Below are 14110 nucleotides of genomic sequence, written 5' to 3' on the forward strand. Positions count from 1 at the left end.
TCACCGCGGTTCAGGTTGTTGTTTGAGCATGATCTTTTCGGAAAACCGCTGCGCACTTTTCCGGATCATGCTTTGGCGCTTAACGTTTGGTTCAGCTTTGGGTGTAAATTCCGCCCATGGACGAGCGACGCAGCAAGGCGCGACATCGGGTGCTGAAGGCCGGAACCATCGAGTTCGGCGGCGGCGCGATCGACTGCACCGTTCGCAATCTCTCCGATCATGGCGCCGCACTCGACGTCACCAGCCCCATCGGCATCCCCGAGCATTTCACCTTGTTCGTCCCAGCCGACGGAACGCATCTGTCCTGCAACGTGGTCTGGCGCAAGGAAAAGCGGATCGGGGTGAGGTTCGGGTAAGGGCTTTGCGTTGTCCGGGACGACAGCGGAGACTTCAGCTCACGCCGCAGCCTGCTCGCTCCGCCGGGTTGCCAGGATCTTGTCGATCCTCCGTCCGTCGAGATCGACCACCTCGATGTGCCAGCCGCGGAAATCGAAGGCATCGCCGGCACTGGGGAGCGCGTTGAACTGTTGCAGCACAAGGCCCGCCACCGTGTTGTAGCGGTGCGGCGGCAATTCGACGCCGAGCAGCTCGCCGAATTCGTCGGCCGGCATCCAGCCGGAGATCAGGAGCGAATCGTCGGCGCGCCTGACATAGGCCGGCTCCGGCGGCCCCGCCTCGGAATGAAAGGCGCCGACGATCGACTCGAGGATGTCGGTGGCGGTCACCACGCCTTCGAAGGCACCGTATTCGTCGTAGACGAAACCGACGTGAACCGGAGCCGCTTTCAGGATGGTCAGCACGTCGCGCGCATCGGCCGACACCGGGATGCCGGGTGCCTCGCGCACGAGCGCGCGCAGATCCGGCGTGCGTTCGTTCATATAGGCCACCAGCAGGTCCTTGGCCTGGAGCACGCCGATCGGCTTGTCGCGGTCGCCGTCGGAGACGGGAAAGCGCGAATGCGGGCTCCTGGCGATGATCTCCCGGATGGCGGCCGGATCGTCATTCAGGTCGATCTCGTCAACCTCCGTGCGCGGCGTCATGACGGCGCCGACAGGCCGATCGCCGAGCCGCATCACGCCCGCGATCATCTCCTTCTCGCCCGGCTCGAGCACGCCCGCGCTCTCGGCTTCGCTGACGAGGTGATGGATCTCGTCCTCCGACACCTTCTCCTCGGCCTTGCCGCCGCGGCCGAGCAGGGTGAGGATCAGCTTTCCGGAGACGTCGAGTAGGAAGACGAGCGGCAGCGATATCTTCGCCAGTACATGCATCGCGGGCGCGACGCGGACTGCGATGCTCTCGGGATCGCGCAGCGCCACCTGTTTCGGCACCAGCTCGCCGACGATGAGGGTGGCGTAGGTGATGAGCGTGACCACGATGCCGACCCCGACGATGTCGGCAATGCCCTTGGAGAGGCCGAGCTCGAGCAGCCATTGCGTCAGCCGCTGCCCGAGCGTTGCGCCCGAGAACGCGCCGGAGAGCACACCGACCAGCGTGATGCCGATCTGCACCGTCGACAGGAACTTGCCGGGATCGGCGGCCAGCGTCAGCGCCCGCTCGGCGCCGCGCACGCCCTTGGCCGCGAGCAGCGACAGCCGCGCCGGACGCGACGAGACCACGGCCAGCTCGGACATGGAGAGCAGGCCGTTGATGACGATCAGGACGACGACGATGACGAGTTCGAGCGAGAGCATTGACCTTCCGGAGGTAAGCAAGTGTGGCCGGATGACGGCGCAGGCCATTGATATAGGTATTCGGTGAGGAGATGCTGGTGATTCGCGCATTCAGGCCTCGAAGGGAACCGGCGTCCGGCGGTGTTCCCGAGGGTCGTCCGCGACGACCTGACACTCCGCGGAACTACGGATTGTCGCTTAACGCCCCCTTAGTGGCCGCCCACTAGATTTTCGACATTGCAGAAATGGATTCGGGGAAATCAGGATGCGGATCGGGAAGCTTTTCGCGCTGTCGATGCTGACGGTGACGGTATTTGCGGTCATCCTTGGCGCCGAGGTGCTGATACCTCAGACGCGCATCTTCGCGAACCGCTCCGACGCGATCAAGACCGTCGATGCCTTTGGTGCGACCCTGATGGCCAGCCAGCACCTCGCCAGCCTTCGCGCTCCCTACATCGGACCGATCTTCCAGGAAGGCGCTGCGACGCAGGCGCAGCTCGAAGCTGCCGCGAAGGCTACGAAAACGGCCGAGGCGGGCCTCGACGCTGCAAGGCGCGCCATCATGGTGCTGGACGATGGCGGAGCGATCGCCGAAAATCTCGACCGTGCCGCGCGGCGGCTGAAGGAGATTACCACCGCTGCGGATCGCGCGATGAGCGTCCCCCTGGCGGCGCGTGACAGCACCGCGATAAAGGGCTTCCTGCCCGGCGTTGCCGAGGTCCTCGGCAACATCGAACCGGTCATGAACCGGCTCGAAGCGAAGGTCATCAATGCCGATTCCTCGCTTGCGGCGCTCTTGAGCCTGGCGCGAACGGCGCAGGATCTGCGGGTTTCGGCCGGCAGCCGCGCGGCCACGCTGTCCCCGGCGCTCTCCGCCCGCCGCCCGCTCACCGCGGCTGAGCTGTCGCTGATGGACCGCATGCAGGGACGCGTGGAGGCCGACCGCGAGCGCATCGAGGCCGGGATCGACCAGCTCGGAAATCCCTCCCGCATCGCCGCCGCGCTGAAGGCGGCAACGGAATCCTATTTTGGACAGGCAGCGGTTGCCGTGGACAAGGAGCTTCCTGCAGCGCGGAGTGACGGCAAGTACGGCGCCACCGCCGACGAGCTGGCGAAGGTCATCGTGCCGGCCATCCAGATGTTCTACGGCGTGCGCGACGCCGCGCTGGCGGAAGCTGCCGAGCGCGCCTCGGCCGCGCGAGACGGCGCGCTGGCAATGCTCGCGCTGGCCGCTGTCGCCGTGCTGGCGCTGCTCGGAACGCTCGGCGGCGTGACCGTGATGCTGCGCAGGCGCGTGGTGACGCCGCTCGGCCGGATCGCCGACGTGATCGGCGCGCTCGCCGCCGGACAGCACGAGGTCGAGATTCCCACGACCGGCCGCGACGACGAGATCGGACAGGTGGCGGGCTCGCTGCAGCACTTCAAGGATTCGCTGCTCGCCAAGAAAGCCGCCGACGAGGCCGCTGCGGTCGAGGCCGAGGCGAAGCTGCGGCGCAGCCAGCGCATGGACCAGATCGCGCGCGAGTTCGAAGCCATGATCGGCGACGTCATCAACACCGTCTCGTCGGCCTCCTCGGAGCTGGAAGCGTCCGCGGGAACGCTGACGAGCACCGCCGCGCAATCGGAGAATGTCACCGCGACCGTCGCGGCCGCCTCCGAACAGGCTTCCACGAACGTGCAGACCGTTGCTGCGGCGGCCGAGGAGATGGCCTCGTCGGTCGACGAGATCAGCCGTCAGGTCCAGGATTCCGCGCGCATCGCCGGCGAGGCGGTGCAGCAGGCCGGGCGCACCAACGACCATGTCGGCGAGCTCGCCAGGGCCGCGGGCCGGATCGGCGACGTCGTCGAGCTCATCAGCCAGATCGCGGGCCAGACCAATCTTCTCGCCCTCAACGCCACCATCGAGGCGGCGCGCGCCGGCGAGGCCGGGCGCGGCTTCGCCGTCGTCGCCTCCGAGGTCAAGGCGCTGGCCGAGCAGACCGCCAAGGCCACCGGCGAGATTAGTCAGCAGATCGCGGGGATCCAGAGCGCAACGGAGGATTCGGTCGGCGCCATCAAGGCGATCGGCGACACCATCACGCGCATGTCCGAGATTGCGTCCGCAATCGCCTCGGCGGTCGAGGAGCAGGGCGCGGCGACGCGGGAGATCTCCCGCAACGTGCAGCAGGCCGCGCGCGGCACCCAGCAGGTCTCCGCCAGCATCGTCGACGTGCAGCGCGGCGCGAGCCAGACCGGATCGGCTTCCTCCAATGTGCTCGCGTCGGCCAGATCGCTGTCGGGCGAGAGCAGCCGTCTCAAGGTCGAGGTCGGAAAATTCCTGGACGCGATCCGGGCCGCGTAGAGGCGAGCCCCCGCTCAGAACTCGCCGTGCACGCGCCCCGAAAACACTGACACTGGACCACGATCTGCGTTGTAGGCGGGATTGACGATGAGCTGGTAGTCGGCGGTGAAGGTGAGATTCTTGTTCAGCGCGTAGGCGTAGTAGGTCTCGAGCACGCGTTCGCGGCGGTAGTTGAGCTGGCCATCGCCGATCAGCGGGCCGAGACCGCCGGCGGCGATGAAGTCGCGGTGATCCTGCGACAGGGCGTTGACGGCGCCGGCGATCGCGACCACGTCGTCGGGCCGGCCCCATGTCGTGCCTTTGACCGAGACGCCACCGGACAGGCTGCGATCGATGTCGGTGAAGGCCATGATCTCGTTGCGGCCGTCGTTCCAGCTCCAGCGGCCGAACACGCCGATGTCGCCGGTGATGGCCTGTTCGAGGTTGAACGCGTAGCCGTACTTGATGCGGCCACGGCGGGTCTGGCTGATGTCCACGCCGAACGCGGGATTGTCCAGCGTCTCGCGATAGCTGCCGGAGAAAGCGCTGTTGACGAAACCGAGCGTGCGCAGCTTGCCGGGCTGGCCGAATAGCGAGTAACGCAACTCGAGCTCCGCGACGTACTCGCCGCGACGGCCGATATTCATGTCGAAATTGTTGGAGTTGGAGACGGCATCCATCAGGAAGTAGCCGCCGCGCAGCGCCCATTGCTTCTGGTTCAATTCGGCGGTGGCGCCATAGCCGAGGCCGAGCTTGTCGGCGGCATAGTCGAAGGCGCCGGAGGCCCAGATCGACCAGTTCATGAAATCCTTGCGCGGATCGTGCGCGTAGGCATTGCCGTCGAACACGTCGACCACCGAGAACTTGCCGACCTGCAAGGTCAGGCGCGAGACGTCGGCCTTGCCGGCAAGCTGAAACTGGCCGCTGGCCAGCTCCTCTTGCTCGCCGCCGAAGCCGAAGGTGTGGCGCACGAACAATCGCGAGGCGTTGAAGTGTGGATAGGGAAAGCCGGACTTCTGCGCTTCGCCGTTGGGGAAGCCCGCGGCGCCGGTCGTGTTGTTGAATCCGAAACCCTGGAGAAGCTCGGGGTTGAAGTAGACCTCGCCGCCGTCCCACAACCGCGCATTCAGATAGAGCGAATTGCTCCAGGTCTGCTGAAAATCCGGCGACGGGAGCAGGCTGTTCGGTCCGGTATAAGGCGCGTGGAACGCGGGGTAGCCCTGCCCGAGCACGGTCGACTGGCCGTGAATCTCCCAGCGGCTGGATTCGGTGTCGGTGACGTCGGATTTCGGGTCGTAGGTCGGCACGCCCGGCCAGTCGATCTTGCGATTGAGGCCGATGCGCAGGCTGTGAAAATCCATCGACGACGAATATTGCCCGCCCGAGGGGAAGGTGACGTTGGCGTTCTCGAACTTGCTGTAGAGATATTCGAGCCGAGCGCTCCAGTGCGGTGCAAAGGCGTATTCGGCGCCGCCGCCGGCAGTCCAGCCGAACCGCGTGTGCAACACTTTCTCTTCGTTCCCGCCGGTCGGCGTCGAGAGAAAGCGCTCGCCGGCGAAGGCCGCGCCGCCGGTCGCATAAAACAGCCAGTTGCCGCTGGCATAACCGAGCCGCGCGCGCAGGCTCGCGACATAATCCCAGCGCTCCTCCGCGCTCGACAGCGCGGTCACCGCCGATGACACGACGTGATTTGAGGGGAGGTAGTTGGGGAAGGAGATATCGCCTTCGACGCCGAGCAGGAAACCTGAGTTGAGGCGCCAGTTGTAGCCGGCCTGGACGCCTCCGGTCATGCCGTTGAACACGTGATCGTCGGTCGCGAGGGTGGGATCGGCCAGCGTTGCCGCGGATGTGCCGCGGGTGAAGCCGACATGCGCACCGATATAGAGGCCCGTCCAGTCATAGACCGCCTTCAAGGCCGAGGCCTTCAGCGGCAGATCAGCCGTGTGGCCGGTGCCCGGAAAAGCCAGTGCGCCCGAGGCGATCGCCGCAGCCGTCCGCAAGTACCTGTAATGGTGACCTCTCAACGTCAAAACGCACGCCCCCAAACGCGAATGTATTCCACCTGCGCGATATCCCTGCCGATTCGCGGCGCCCTGTCATCAGGCCTCGGCCGTCCACGCGATCGAGTCCCAAGTCCCGTGCGGTTGCTATCCTTATTGCAATTAATTCTTAATAGCAACTAAGGTGATTGTTGCAGGTGGATGCTTCGCATCGCCTTGTGACGGGGGTGCAACAACTGCCCTGCGCCTCCAAACAGATGACCCCGCCCGGGGGGACAGCCGGGCGGGGTCGGGGGCACGACACGGGGTGGATGAGGCGCCCGTGTCGGACGCAGGGTCCAGGAGAGATCGGCCTCAGATACCCAAATCAGTAGCAGGTACGAACGCGGCCGACGTACTGGCCGAAGGCGTTGTACTGGGCGACCCAGCCGCAGCGGTGATAGCCGTGATAATAGGGGTCGTTGCTGGCGGCGATCGCGGAGCCGACGACGGCGGCGGTGGCGATGCCTGCGCCGACACCCCAAACCCAGCCGGGCTGCTTGGCTTCGGCAGAAGAGGTGGTGGACACCATGCTGCCGGCGACGGCGAGGGCAGCGAGAGCTGCGGCGGCAACCTTGGTCTTGATCGACATGTGAAACTCATCCGGGTTGAGGCGGTCCGTTGTGGCCCGCGTGCCCAGTTGGACGGAGGTTCTTCGCGTCCGGTTCGAAGGCCGCAGATGTAGCCGCGAAGACTCGACCTTTCCCGTGTGAATCCAGAAGGATGCCGGCTAGCCGAGGGGGCCCTTCGCGAGCCTGTTCACGTCGAAGTTATCGACTTCACTGAGCAGCTCGCAGAAGGCGCGCGCACCCTGGTCGATCAGCCGCTCGCCCTTCTCGGCCACGGCCAGCGTCGCATTGCCGATCGCGCCGCTCGGGTTGAGATCCTGCGCCTGCCAGGCGAACGGCGCGGGGCGCTGCGTCGAGAGCCAGCGATACTGCTGCTCCATCGCGACGCTGCTCGCAGGGAAATCCGCGATTGCATCCATGCGCACCTGATCGGGATAGCGCGCCAGCATGATCGAGGTCTCGACCGCGCCGCCGTGAATGCCGTGGCGCACTTCCTCGGCCGGGAACAATCTGTCCGCGCCCGACAGCCGCGACCATGACGTCGTCACCACGAACAGTTTTTGGTGCGCGCGCAGGTCTTGCGCGACCAGCATCATGGCCGCGCTGTTGCCGCCATGGCTGGTGACGATGACGAGCTTCTTCACGCCGCGGCGTGCAACGTCCTCGCCGATCCCTGTCCATCTTTTCAGCGCAACGTCGGTCGGCAGCGTCTGCGTGCCCGGATAGTCGATATGCTCGGTGGAAATCCCGACCGGTTCAACCGGGAGAAATCCGGCGGGAATGCTCTCAGGCAGCAGCTCGCGCACGCGCGCCAGATAGGCCTCCGCGATCAGCACGTCGGTCGTGAGCGGCAGATGCGGACCGTGCTGCTCGGTCGCCGCCAGCGGCAGCACCGCGATCCAGCGCGACGCCTCCGCAGGGCCCGCATCGGCCCAGTCGATATCGATCCAGTCGCGGGGAGGCGTCTTCAAGGTTTCTTTGCCCGAATTTGTCACGTAATTTGGGGTATGAGGGGATGCGGGCCTGGCCGGTTCGCGTCCCCTGATGTCATGCGGTTTTATCGCGTTGCCTTCACTTGAGCCAGACACGATTGGGCCAGCCACGATCGACGGAGTGCCATCATGACCCCCTCTCATCTGCGGCGAGCGTTAATTGCGGGTTTGTTGGCCGCTATCGTGTCCTTTGTGCCGGCGCGCGCCGAAACGCTCGACAAGGTCACCTTCGGCACCAACTGGGTCGCCGAGGCCGAGCATGGCGGCTTCTTCCAGGCGGTCGCCGACGGCACCTACAGGAAATACGGGCTCGACGTCACCATCGTCCCCGGCGGTCCCAACGAGAACAACCGCATGCTGCTGATCGCCGGCAAGATCGATTTCTTCATGGCCGCGAACACGCTGATGTCGTTCGACGCCGTCGCCAACAACGTCCCCGTCGTGACCATCGCCGCGATCTTCCAGAAGGATCCGCAGGTGATGCTGACGCAGCCCGACGCCAAGGTCGCCAAGATCGAGGATCTCAAGCCGCTGACGCTGTTCGTCTCCAAGGAGGGCATGGGCAGCTACTTCCAATGGCTGAAATCCGAATACGGTTTCAACGAGAAGAACGTCCGTCCCTATAATTTCAATCCGCAGCCCTTCATCGCCAATCCCAAGAGCGCGATGCAGGGTTACGTCACCTCCGAGCCCTTCGCGGTGGAGAAGGCCGCCGGCTTCAAGCCCAACGTGCTGCTGCTCGCCGATTACGGCTTCAACACCTATTCGACCCTGATCGAGACCCGTCGCGACATCGTCGAGAAGAAGCCCGATCTGGTCCAGCGCTTCGTCGATGCCTCCATGATCGGCTGGTACAATTACATCTACCGCGACAATTCCGCCGGCAACGCCCTGATCAAGCAGCTCAATCCGGAGATGACCGACGATCTGCTTGCCTATTCCGTCGCCAAGATGAAGGAACACGGCATCGTCGATTCCGGCGACAGCTTGAAGAACGGCATCGGCGCGATGAGCGACGAGCGCTACACCTCCTTCTTCAACAAGATGGTGAAGGCCGGCGTCGTGAAGGCGGATCTCGACTTCCGCAAGTCCTACACGCTGCGCTTCATCAACAAGGGCGTCGGCATCGAGCTGCGCCCGAACAAGCCCTAGCGCATGCTGCGATTCGGCGAAGGTAGTCCGGCGTCCTGCACCTCTCCGGAAGGGAGAGGCATAGGCCGCCTTTGGCGGCCGTTCTTAAGAACGCCGAAGCAAAGCTTCGGCTATGTCGCATCGCCAGATGCGATGCGGGTGAGGGGTTGCGCTCCCTCGTGGGCCCTGATCCCCCTCACCCGGCGCTGCGCGCCGACCTCTCCCCGTTGGGGAGAGGTGAAGGGCGCCCGAAACGCCGCAGTCATCGATCAATGGTAGAGCGCAACACCTCGCCCAGCGTCGAGGCCAGCCTGACGGCTCTTGCCGTCAGTCTGCGCGGCGTGACGAAGGCCTATGACAACGGCGTCATGGCACTCGGCCCGTTCGACCTCGCCGTCCGCAAGGGCGAGTTCATCTCGCTGCTCGGCCCGTCCGGCTGCGGCAAGTCGACGGCGCTGCGCATCATCGCGGGGCTCAGTGCGCCGTCTTCGGGCACTGTGCGGGTGGCGCGTCACGAGGGCTCGGTGCAGCCCAGCCATGTTCAACCGGGTCACGGCATCGGCTTCGTGTTTCAGGAACCGACCCTGATGCCCTGGACCAGCGTCCGCGAGAACGTGCGGCTGCCCTTGAGGCTCGCCCGCGTGCCGAAGGCAGACGCGCGCGCGCGTGCCGACGAGGCGCTGGCGAGTGTCGGGCTCGCCGATTTCGCCGATGCCTATCCGCGCGAGCTCTCCGGCGGCATGAAGATGCGGGCGTCGCTGGCGCGCGCGCTCGTCACCGACCCCGAGATCCTCCTGATGGACGAGCCGTTCGCAGCCCTCGACGAGATCACGCGATTCCGCCTCAACAACGATCTGCTCGCCCTGTGGCGCCGCCTTGGCAAGACCGTCATCTTCGTCACCCATTCGGTGTTCGAGTCCGTCTATCTGTCGCAGCGCGTGGTGGTGATGACGGCCCGGCCCGGCCGCATCCAGGCTGACATCCGCATCGAGACGGTCGAGCCGCGCGGGGAGGAGTTTCGGATCTCGGCCGCCTATTCCGATTACTGCCGAAGAGTGTCGGCCGCGCTGGCGCCGTCGTATTCGGGACAGTCGACGCTATGAGCGCGCAAGCTCCCATCACCGCGGGATCGTCCCGCGCGCAGCGCGTGATGCGCTTCGTGCTTCCCGTCATCGTGTTCGCGGCCGGCCTCGTCGCCTGGGAACTCGTGGTCCGCCTCAAAGGGATCCCGCCTTACGTGCTGCCGGCGCCGTCCGTCATCGTCCTGACGCTGCTCAAGGACTGGGCGGTCCTGTCACAATCGCTCGCCACCACGCTGCTGACCACGCTCGAGGGGTTCCTCGCGGCGAGCATCGGCGGCATCGCGCTGGCGCTGCTGTTCAACCAGTCGAAATGGGTCGAATATTCGCTGTTCCCCTATGCCGTGGTCCTGCAGGTGACGCCCGTCATCGCGATCGCGCCGCTGCTGCTGATCTATCTGGAGCAGCAGACCGCGGTCGTGGTCTGCGCCTTCATCGTCGCCTTCTTTCCGGTGCTGTCCAACACCACGCTCGGGCTGAATTCGGTGGATCGCAATCTCGCCGGCCTGTTCCAGCTCTATGGTGCCTCGCCACAGCAAGCGCTGCGCTTTCTCAAGCTGCCTTCGGCGCTGCCTTACATCCTCGGCGGCCTGCGCATTGCCGGCGGCCTGTCGCTGATCGGCGCGGTCGTGGCCGAGATCGCGGCGGGAACTGCCGGCGCCGGCTCCGGCCTCGCCTACAGGATCGCGGAGTCCGGCTATCGCTTGAACATACCCCGCATGTTCGCGGCGCTGCTTCTGTTGTCGCTGGCCGGGATTGTCATCTATGGGGTGCTGGCGCTAGTTTCCCACCTCGTTTTACGGCGCTGGCATGAGAGCGCGCTTGGAAAGGAAAACTGATGGCTGCCGGTTCGATTTCGTCCGAAAAGATCGACCTTCTGATCTATGGGCCGGTGCGGCCGATTCTCGAGAACGGCTTTTCCGATCATTTCGTCGTGCACAAGGCGGAGACACGCGGCGATCTCGAGCGCCTGACGCCGGCGGTCCGCGACAAGATCCGCGGCGTCGCGGTGACCTATCACACCGTGCGCGCGGACAGGGATTCGCTGTCACAGCTGCCGAAGCTGGAGATGGTGGCGAGCTTCGGCGTCGGCTACGACCATGTCGACGCCAAATACGCCGCCGAGAACAATATCGTCGTCACCAACACGCCAGACGTGCTGACCGAGGAGGTCGCCGACGTCGCGATGGGTCTTCTGATCGCGACCTTGCGCGAGTTCATCAAGGCCGACCGTTACGTCCGCTCCGGCCTCTGGCAGACGCAGAACTATCCGCTCAGCGTCGGCTCGCTGCGCGACCGCAAGGTCGGCATCGTCGGCATGGGCCGGATCGGCCAGGCCATCGCGCGCCGGCTCGACGCCTCGCTGGTGCCGGTGGTCTACCACTCGCGCAATCCGTCCAAGGACGTCTCCTACAAGCACTACCCTGACCTGCTCGAGATGGCGAAGGCGGTGGACACGCTGATGGTGATCGTGCCCGGAGGCGCCGCCACGAACAAGATGATCAATGCCGAGGTGCTCAAGGCCCTCGGTCCGCGCGGCGTGCTGGTCAACGTCGCGCGCGGCTCGGTGGTGGACGAGCCGGCGCTGATCCAGGCACTGAAATCAGGCACCATCCTCGCCGCCGGCCTCGACGTGTTCGCGGCCGAGCCGAACGTGCCGGACGAGCTCAAGACCATGCAGAACGTCGTGCTGCTGCCGCATATCGGCTCGGCCTCGGTGGTGACGCGCAACGCGATGGACCAGCTCGTGGTCGACAATCTCAAGGCCTGGTTTGCCGGCAAGGCGCCGCTGACGCCGGTTGCGGAAACGCCGGTCAAGGGGCGCTGATGAGAGCTCTTCGGGTCGTTGCATTCGCCGTCGCGGCCACCTTGGCCGCGATCGGCATCGCGCATGCGCAGGATGCGACGAGCCTGAAGAAGCAGATGCCCGGACAGTGGGAACTCTCGACCACCGAGCGCAGCAAGACCTGCGTCGTCACGCTCAAGAGCGATGCGGCGGCGCAGGGCTTCAAGCTGGAGCTGGAGCCGGCCTGCAAGACGGCGCTGCCTTTCACGAAAGACATCGTCGCCTGGAACGTCAGGGGCCTCGACATCGTCCGCTTGCAGGACGCGACCGGCGAAGCCGTGATCGACTTCACCGAGGTCGAGGCCGGCATCTTCGAGGGCCTGCGCCAGGGCGAGGGCGTCTACATCCTGCAGGATCTCGCTGCCGCGCGTTCGATGGCCAAGTCGATGGACCAGATGATCGGCGACTGGTCGATGGTGCGCGGCAACGGCCAGCCGGTCTGCGGGCTGACGCTGACCAACACCGAGGCGGACTCGGACAATTTCCAGGTCTTCCTCAAGCCGAAATGCGACGCGACGATCGCGCAGTTCAACCCGACGCAATGGCGCCTCGAGCGCGGCCAGATCATCCTGATGTCGAAATCAGGCGAAGCCTGGCAGTTCGAGGCCGACGACCACGCGCAGTGGCGGCGCGTCCCCGACACCGCCGATCCCCTGATTATGCTTCGTCAATAGGCGACGCGGCCGTACTCGGCCTGCATGTTTCGCCCGGCGATGCGAAGCATCGTCCGGAGACGCCCGCTTTGGCGGGCTCCTCACCATGAGGGTCTGATATCTCGCCGCGTAACGCGACCTCATCCTGAGGGCCCGCCGGAGGCGGGCGTCTCGAAGGATGGCCGCAGGTTACGTCGTCACCCTCGGCGGCGGCGCGGTGCCTTGCGACCATTTCTCCATCTTGCCGAGCACGCCCCAGACGGCGAGCGCTAGCGAGATCGGCATCGCGAACTGGCTGATGCCGGGCACGGCGGTCACGATCGTTCCGAGCAATCCGGCAAGGCCGCCGGCGTTGGGGCTCGCCGTCACCGACGAGAGCAGCGCGGTGAGCAGCGAGCCGCCGATGCCGAGCGCGGTCTTCTTGCCGTCAAGCAGCTTGCCGACGGTCTCGCCGAGCGCGCCGTTGACCTGGCCCAGCATGGGCTTGCCTCTGCTCGTGTTGAGGAGAGTGCTGAGCAGGTCGACGACCTGCTTCAGCTGATCGACGGGGGCGGGGCTCGCCGGGGCGACCGGTCCCGGCACGGGCGCCGTCCTGTTGATGAGCGAGAAAAGCCGCTCGAACAGGCTGATCGGGTCATTCGTGGCAGGCAATGTCCTGCTCGGCACGGTCGCCGGCAGCGTCGCGCCGCCGGCTGACGGTCGCAGCAATTGCGCGAGGTCCTCCAGCCGCTTCAGGATCTGCGACAGGTCGACCGCCTGCACCGGGCCTCCAGGCTGCGTCGCGCGCGTGATCGCGGCGACCGTGGCCGCATCGAGAAGCCCGGTATCCCTCAGGCCGTTCTGTTCCTGAAACTGCGAGACCGCGGCCCTGGTCTTTGGTCCGCTGATGCCGTCCTCGGCGAGCGGCGGGTTGGCGCCGAGCTTGTTGAGCGCCTGCTGCATGAGAATGACCGACGAGGCGACGTCGTCCTCGGGCTCGCTGCGGCCGGCGAATTGCGGGCTGCCGTCGAGCGTGATCGAGGAGTCGAGTGATATCATCGCATGCAGGATCACGGCCGTGCCGAGCTGCGAATCGACGTGATTGGAGTCGAACACATGGTCGCGAACGAATTTTCCCGCCCTTGCCTCCGGCGGGCCGTACAGCGTCGAGCCGCCATAGAGATAGGGCGAGTTGACGCCCTTGGAGTGATAGCCGAAGCCGTTGAACGCCTCGAGCCGGAACATCATCCGCGCGATGCTCCAATCGTTCGCACCAATGAAGTTCTGGATTCTGAACGCGTCCACGGCGCCGTCCACGAACGTGGCGAAGGGGCCGCGCCCCTTTGGAACGAGCTTCGTCACGCGATGAAGCGACTCGCCGTTGCCGAGATACGTGTCGAAATCGAAGTTGGACTCGCGGTAGTGGCAGAGCGCGGTGAAGAACCAGGGGACCCCCGTCAACCGCTCGATCTGCTGATACGTCGCCTTGCCGTTGAGGGCCTTGCGGGCGACTGCATTCGCCTCGGCCAGGCGTCCGGCCCGGATCTCGAGATCGGCCCAATTCCGCTCATACTCGTCTTTCAATCTTTCGAATGAGATCATTTTCCGCTCCCGCAAATGACTGAACGATCGACTCTCCGTGCAAGCCAAAGTGAACCAGGTGCCGTGATCAGCGCGTCGCTCCAGCGTGATCTTCCGAAATCTGGCAGGTTGCCGGCCCGGCGCATGTGAAATGGCTTACAGCTTCGGCGGGAAATCATCGGTAGAACCGGGAGCGCTCGCGACCACCGTTCTGGGAACCGGCTCGCCCGTCCATCGGCTAGCGGGCGAGA

The 14110-nt window shown here is 65.4% G+C and carries 12 protein-coding genes; 7 read left to right on the forward strand and 5 right to left on the reverse strand.

The window, feature by feature from the left end:
- The first annotated feature begins 116 nt into the window (after nt 1-116).
- Entirely contained in the window at nt 117-356 is a 240-nt protein-coding gene (locus FJV43_RS20545; RefSeq protein WP_239620328.1) for a PilZ domain-containing protein, read from the forward strand.
- 39 nt (nt 357-395) lie between these two features.
- Here FJV43_RS20545 and FJV43_RS20550 read toward each other — a convergent pair whose 3' ends face one another.
- Nucleotides 396-1691 (reverse strand): hemolysin family protein, encoded by a 1296-nt coding sequence (locus tag FJV43_RS20550; protein ID WP_239620330.1) that lies wholly within the window; start codon nt 1689-1691, stop codon nt 396-398.
- Between the two features lie 244 nt (nt 1692-1935).
- Here FJV43_RS20550 and FJV43_RS20555 point away from each other — a divergent pair, with 244 nt between their 5' ends.
- Nucleotides 1936-4011, forward strand: coding sequence for a HAMP domain-containing methyl-accepting chemotaxis protein (locus tag FJV43_RS20555; protein WP_239620332.1), 2076 nt, complete (start codon nt 1936-1938; stop codon nt 4009-4011).
- A gap of 14 nt (nt 4012-4025) precedes the next feature.
- On the opposite strand, the gene FJV43_RS20560 is transcribed toward FJV43_RS20555, so the two are convergent.
- From FJV43_RS20560 to FJV43_RS20570, 3 genes are all read right to left on the reverse strand, one after another.
- Nucleotides 4026-5990: a carbohydrate porin gene (locus FJV43_RS20560; RefSeq protein WP_239629527.1), complete on the reverse strand. Its 1965-nt coding sequence runs from the start codon at nt 5988-5990 to the stop codon at nt 4026-4028.
- Between the two features lie 367 nt (nt 5991-6357).
- Entirely contained in the window at nt 6358-6621 is a 264-nt protein-coding gene (locus tag FJV43_RS20565) for a hypothetical protein (protein WP_239620334.1), read from the reverse strand.
- A 138-nt stretch (nt 6622-6759) separates the two neighbouring features.
- A complete protein-coding gene (locus FJV43_RS20570; protein WP_239620336.1) occupies nt 6760-7569 on the reverse strand; it encodes a creatininase family protein in 810 nt (269 codons plus the stop codon).
- 150 nt (nt 7570-7719) lie between these two features.
- Here FJV43_RS20570 and FJV43_RS20575 point away from each other — a divergent pair, with 150 nt between their 5' ends.
- The 5 genes from FJV43_RS20575 (at nt 7720) to FJV43_RS20595 (ending at nt 12320) form a co-directional block, all read left to right on the forward strand.
- Entirely contained in the window at nt 7720-8742 is a 1023-nt protein-coding gene (locus FJV43_RS20575; protein ID WP_239620337.1) for an ABC transporter substrate-binding protein, read from the forward strand.
- Between the two features lie 251 nt (nt 8743-8993).
- A complete protein-coding gene (locus FJV43_RS20580) occupies nt 8994-9824 on the forward strand; it encodes an ABC transporter ATP-binding protein (protein WP_239620339.1) in 831 nt (276 codons plus the stop codon).
- A complete protein-coding gene (locus tag FJV43_RS20585) occupies nt 9821-10639 on the forward strand; it encodes an ABC transporter permease (RefSeq protein ID WP_239620340.1) in 819 nt (272 codons plus the stop codon). The genes FJV43_RS20580 and FJV43_RS20585 overlap by 4 nt, the downstream gene beginning before the upstream one ends.
- Complete coding sequence (locus FJV43_RS20590) at nt 10639-11628, forward strand: 2-hydroxyacid dehydrogenase (protein WP_028181650.1); 990 nt, start codon at nt 10639-10641, stop codon at nt 11626-11628. Before FJV43_RS20585 ends, FJV43_RS20590 begins: the two co-directional genes overlap by 1 nt.
- Nucleotides 11628-12320, forward strand: coding sequence for an AprI/Inh family metalloprotease inhibitor (locus FJV43_RS20595; protein WP_239620342.1), 693 nt, complete (start codon nt 11628-11630; stop codon nt 12318-12320). The genes FJV43_RS20590 and FJV43_RS20595 overlap by 1 nt, the downstream gene beginning before the upstream one ends.
- A gap of 168 nt (nt 12321-12488) precedes the next feature.
- Here the strand turns inward: FJV43_RS20595 and FJV43_RS20600 are convergent, their stop codons facing one another.
- Nucleotides 12489-13880, reverse strand: coding sequence for a peptidoglycan-binding protein (locus FJV43_RS20600; protein ID WP_239620344.1), 1392 nt, complete (start codon nt 13878-13880; stop codon nt 12489-12491).
- Between the last annotated feature and the right edge of the window lie 230 nt (nt 13881-14110).

It is taken from the genome of Bradyrhizobium sp. I71 (genome assembly GCF_022354745.1).
In the GTDB taxonomy this organism is placed as follows: Bacteria; Pseudomonadota; Alphaproteobacteria; order Rhizobiales; family Xanthobacteraceae; genus Bradyrhizobium; species Bradyrhizobium liaoningense.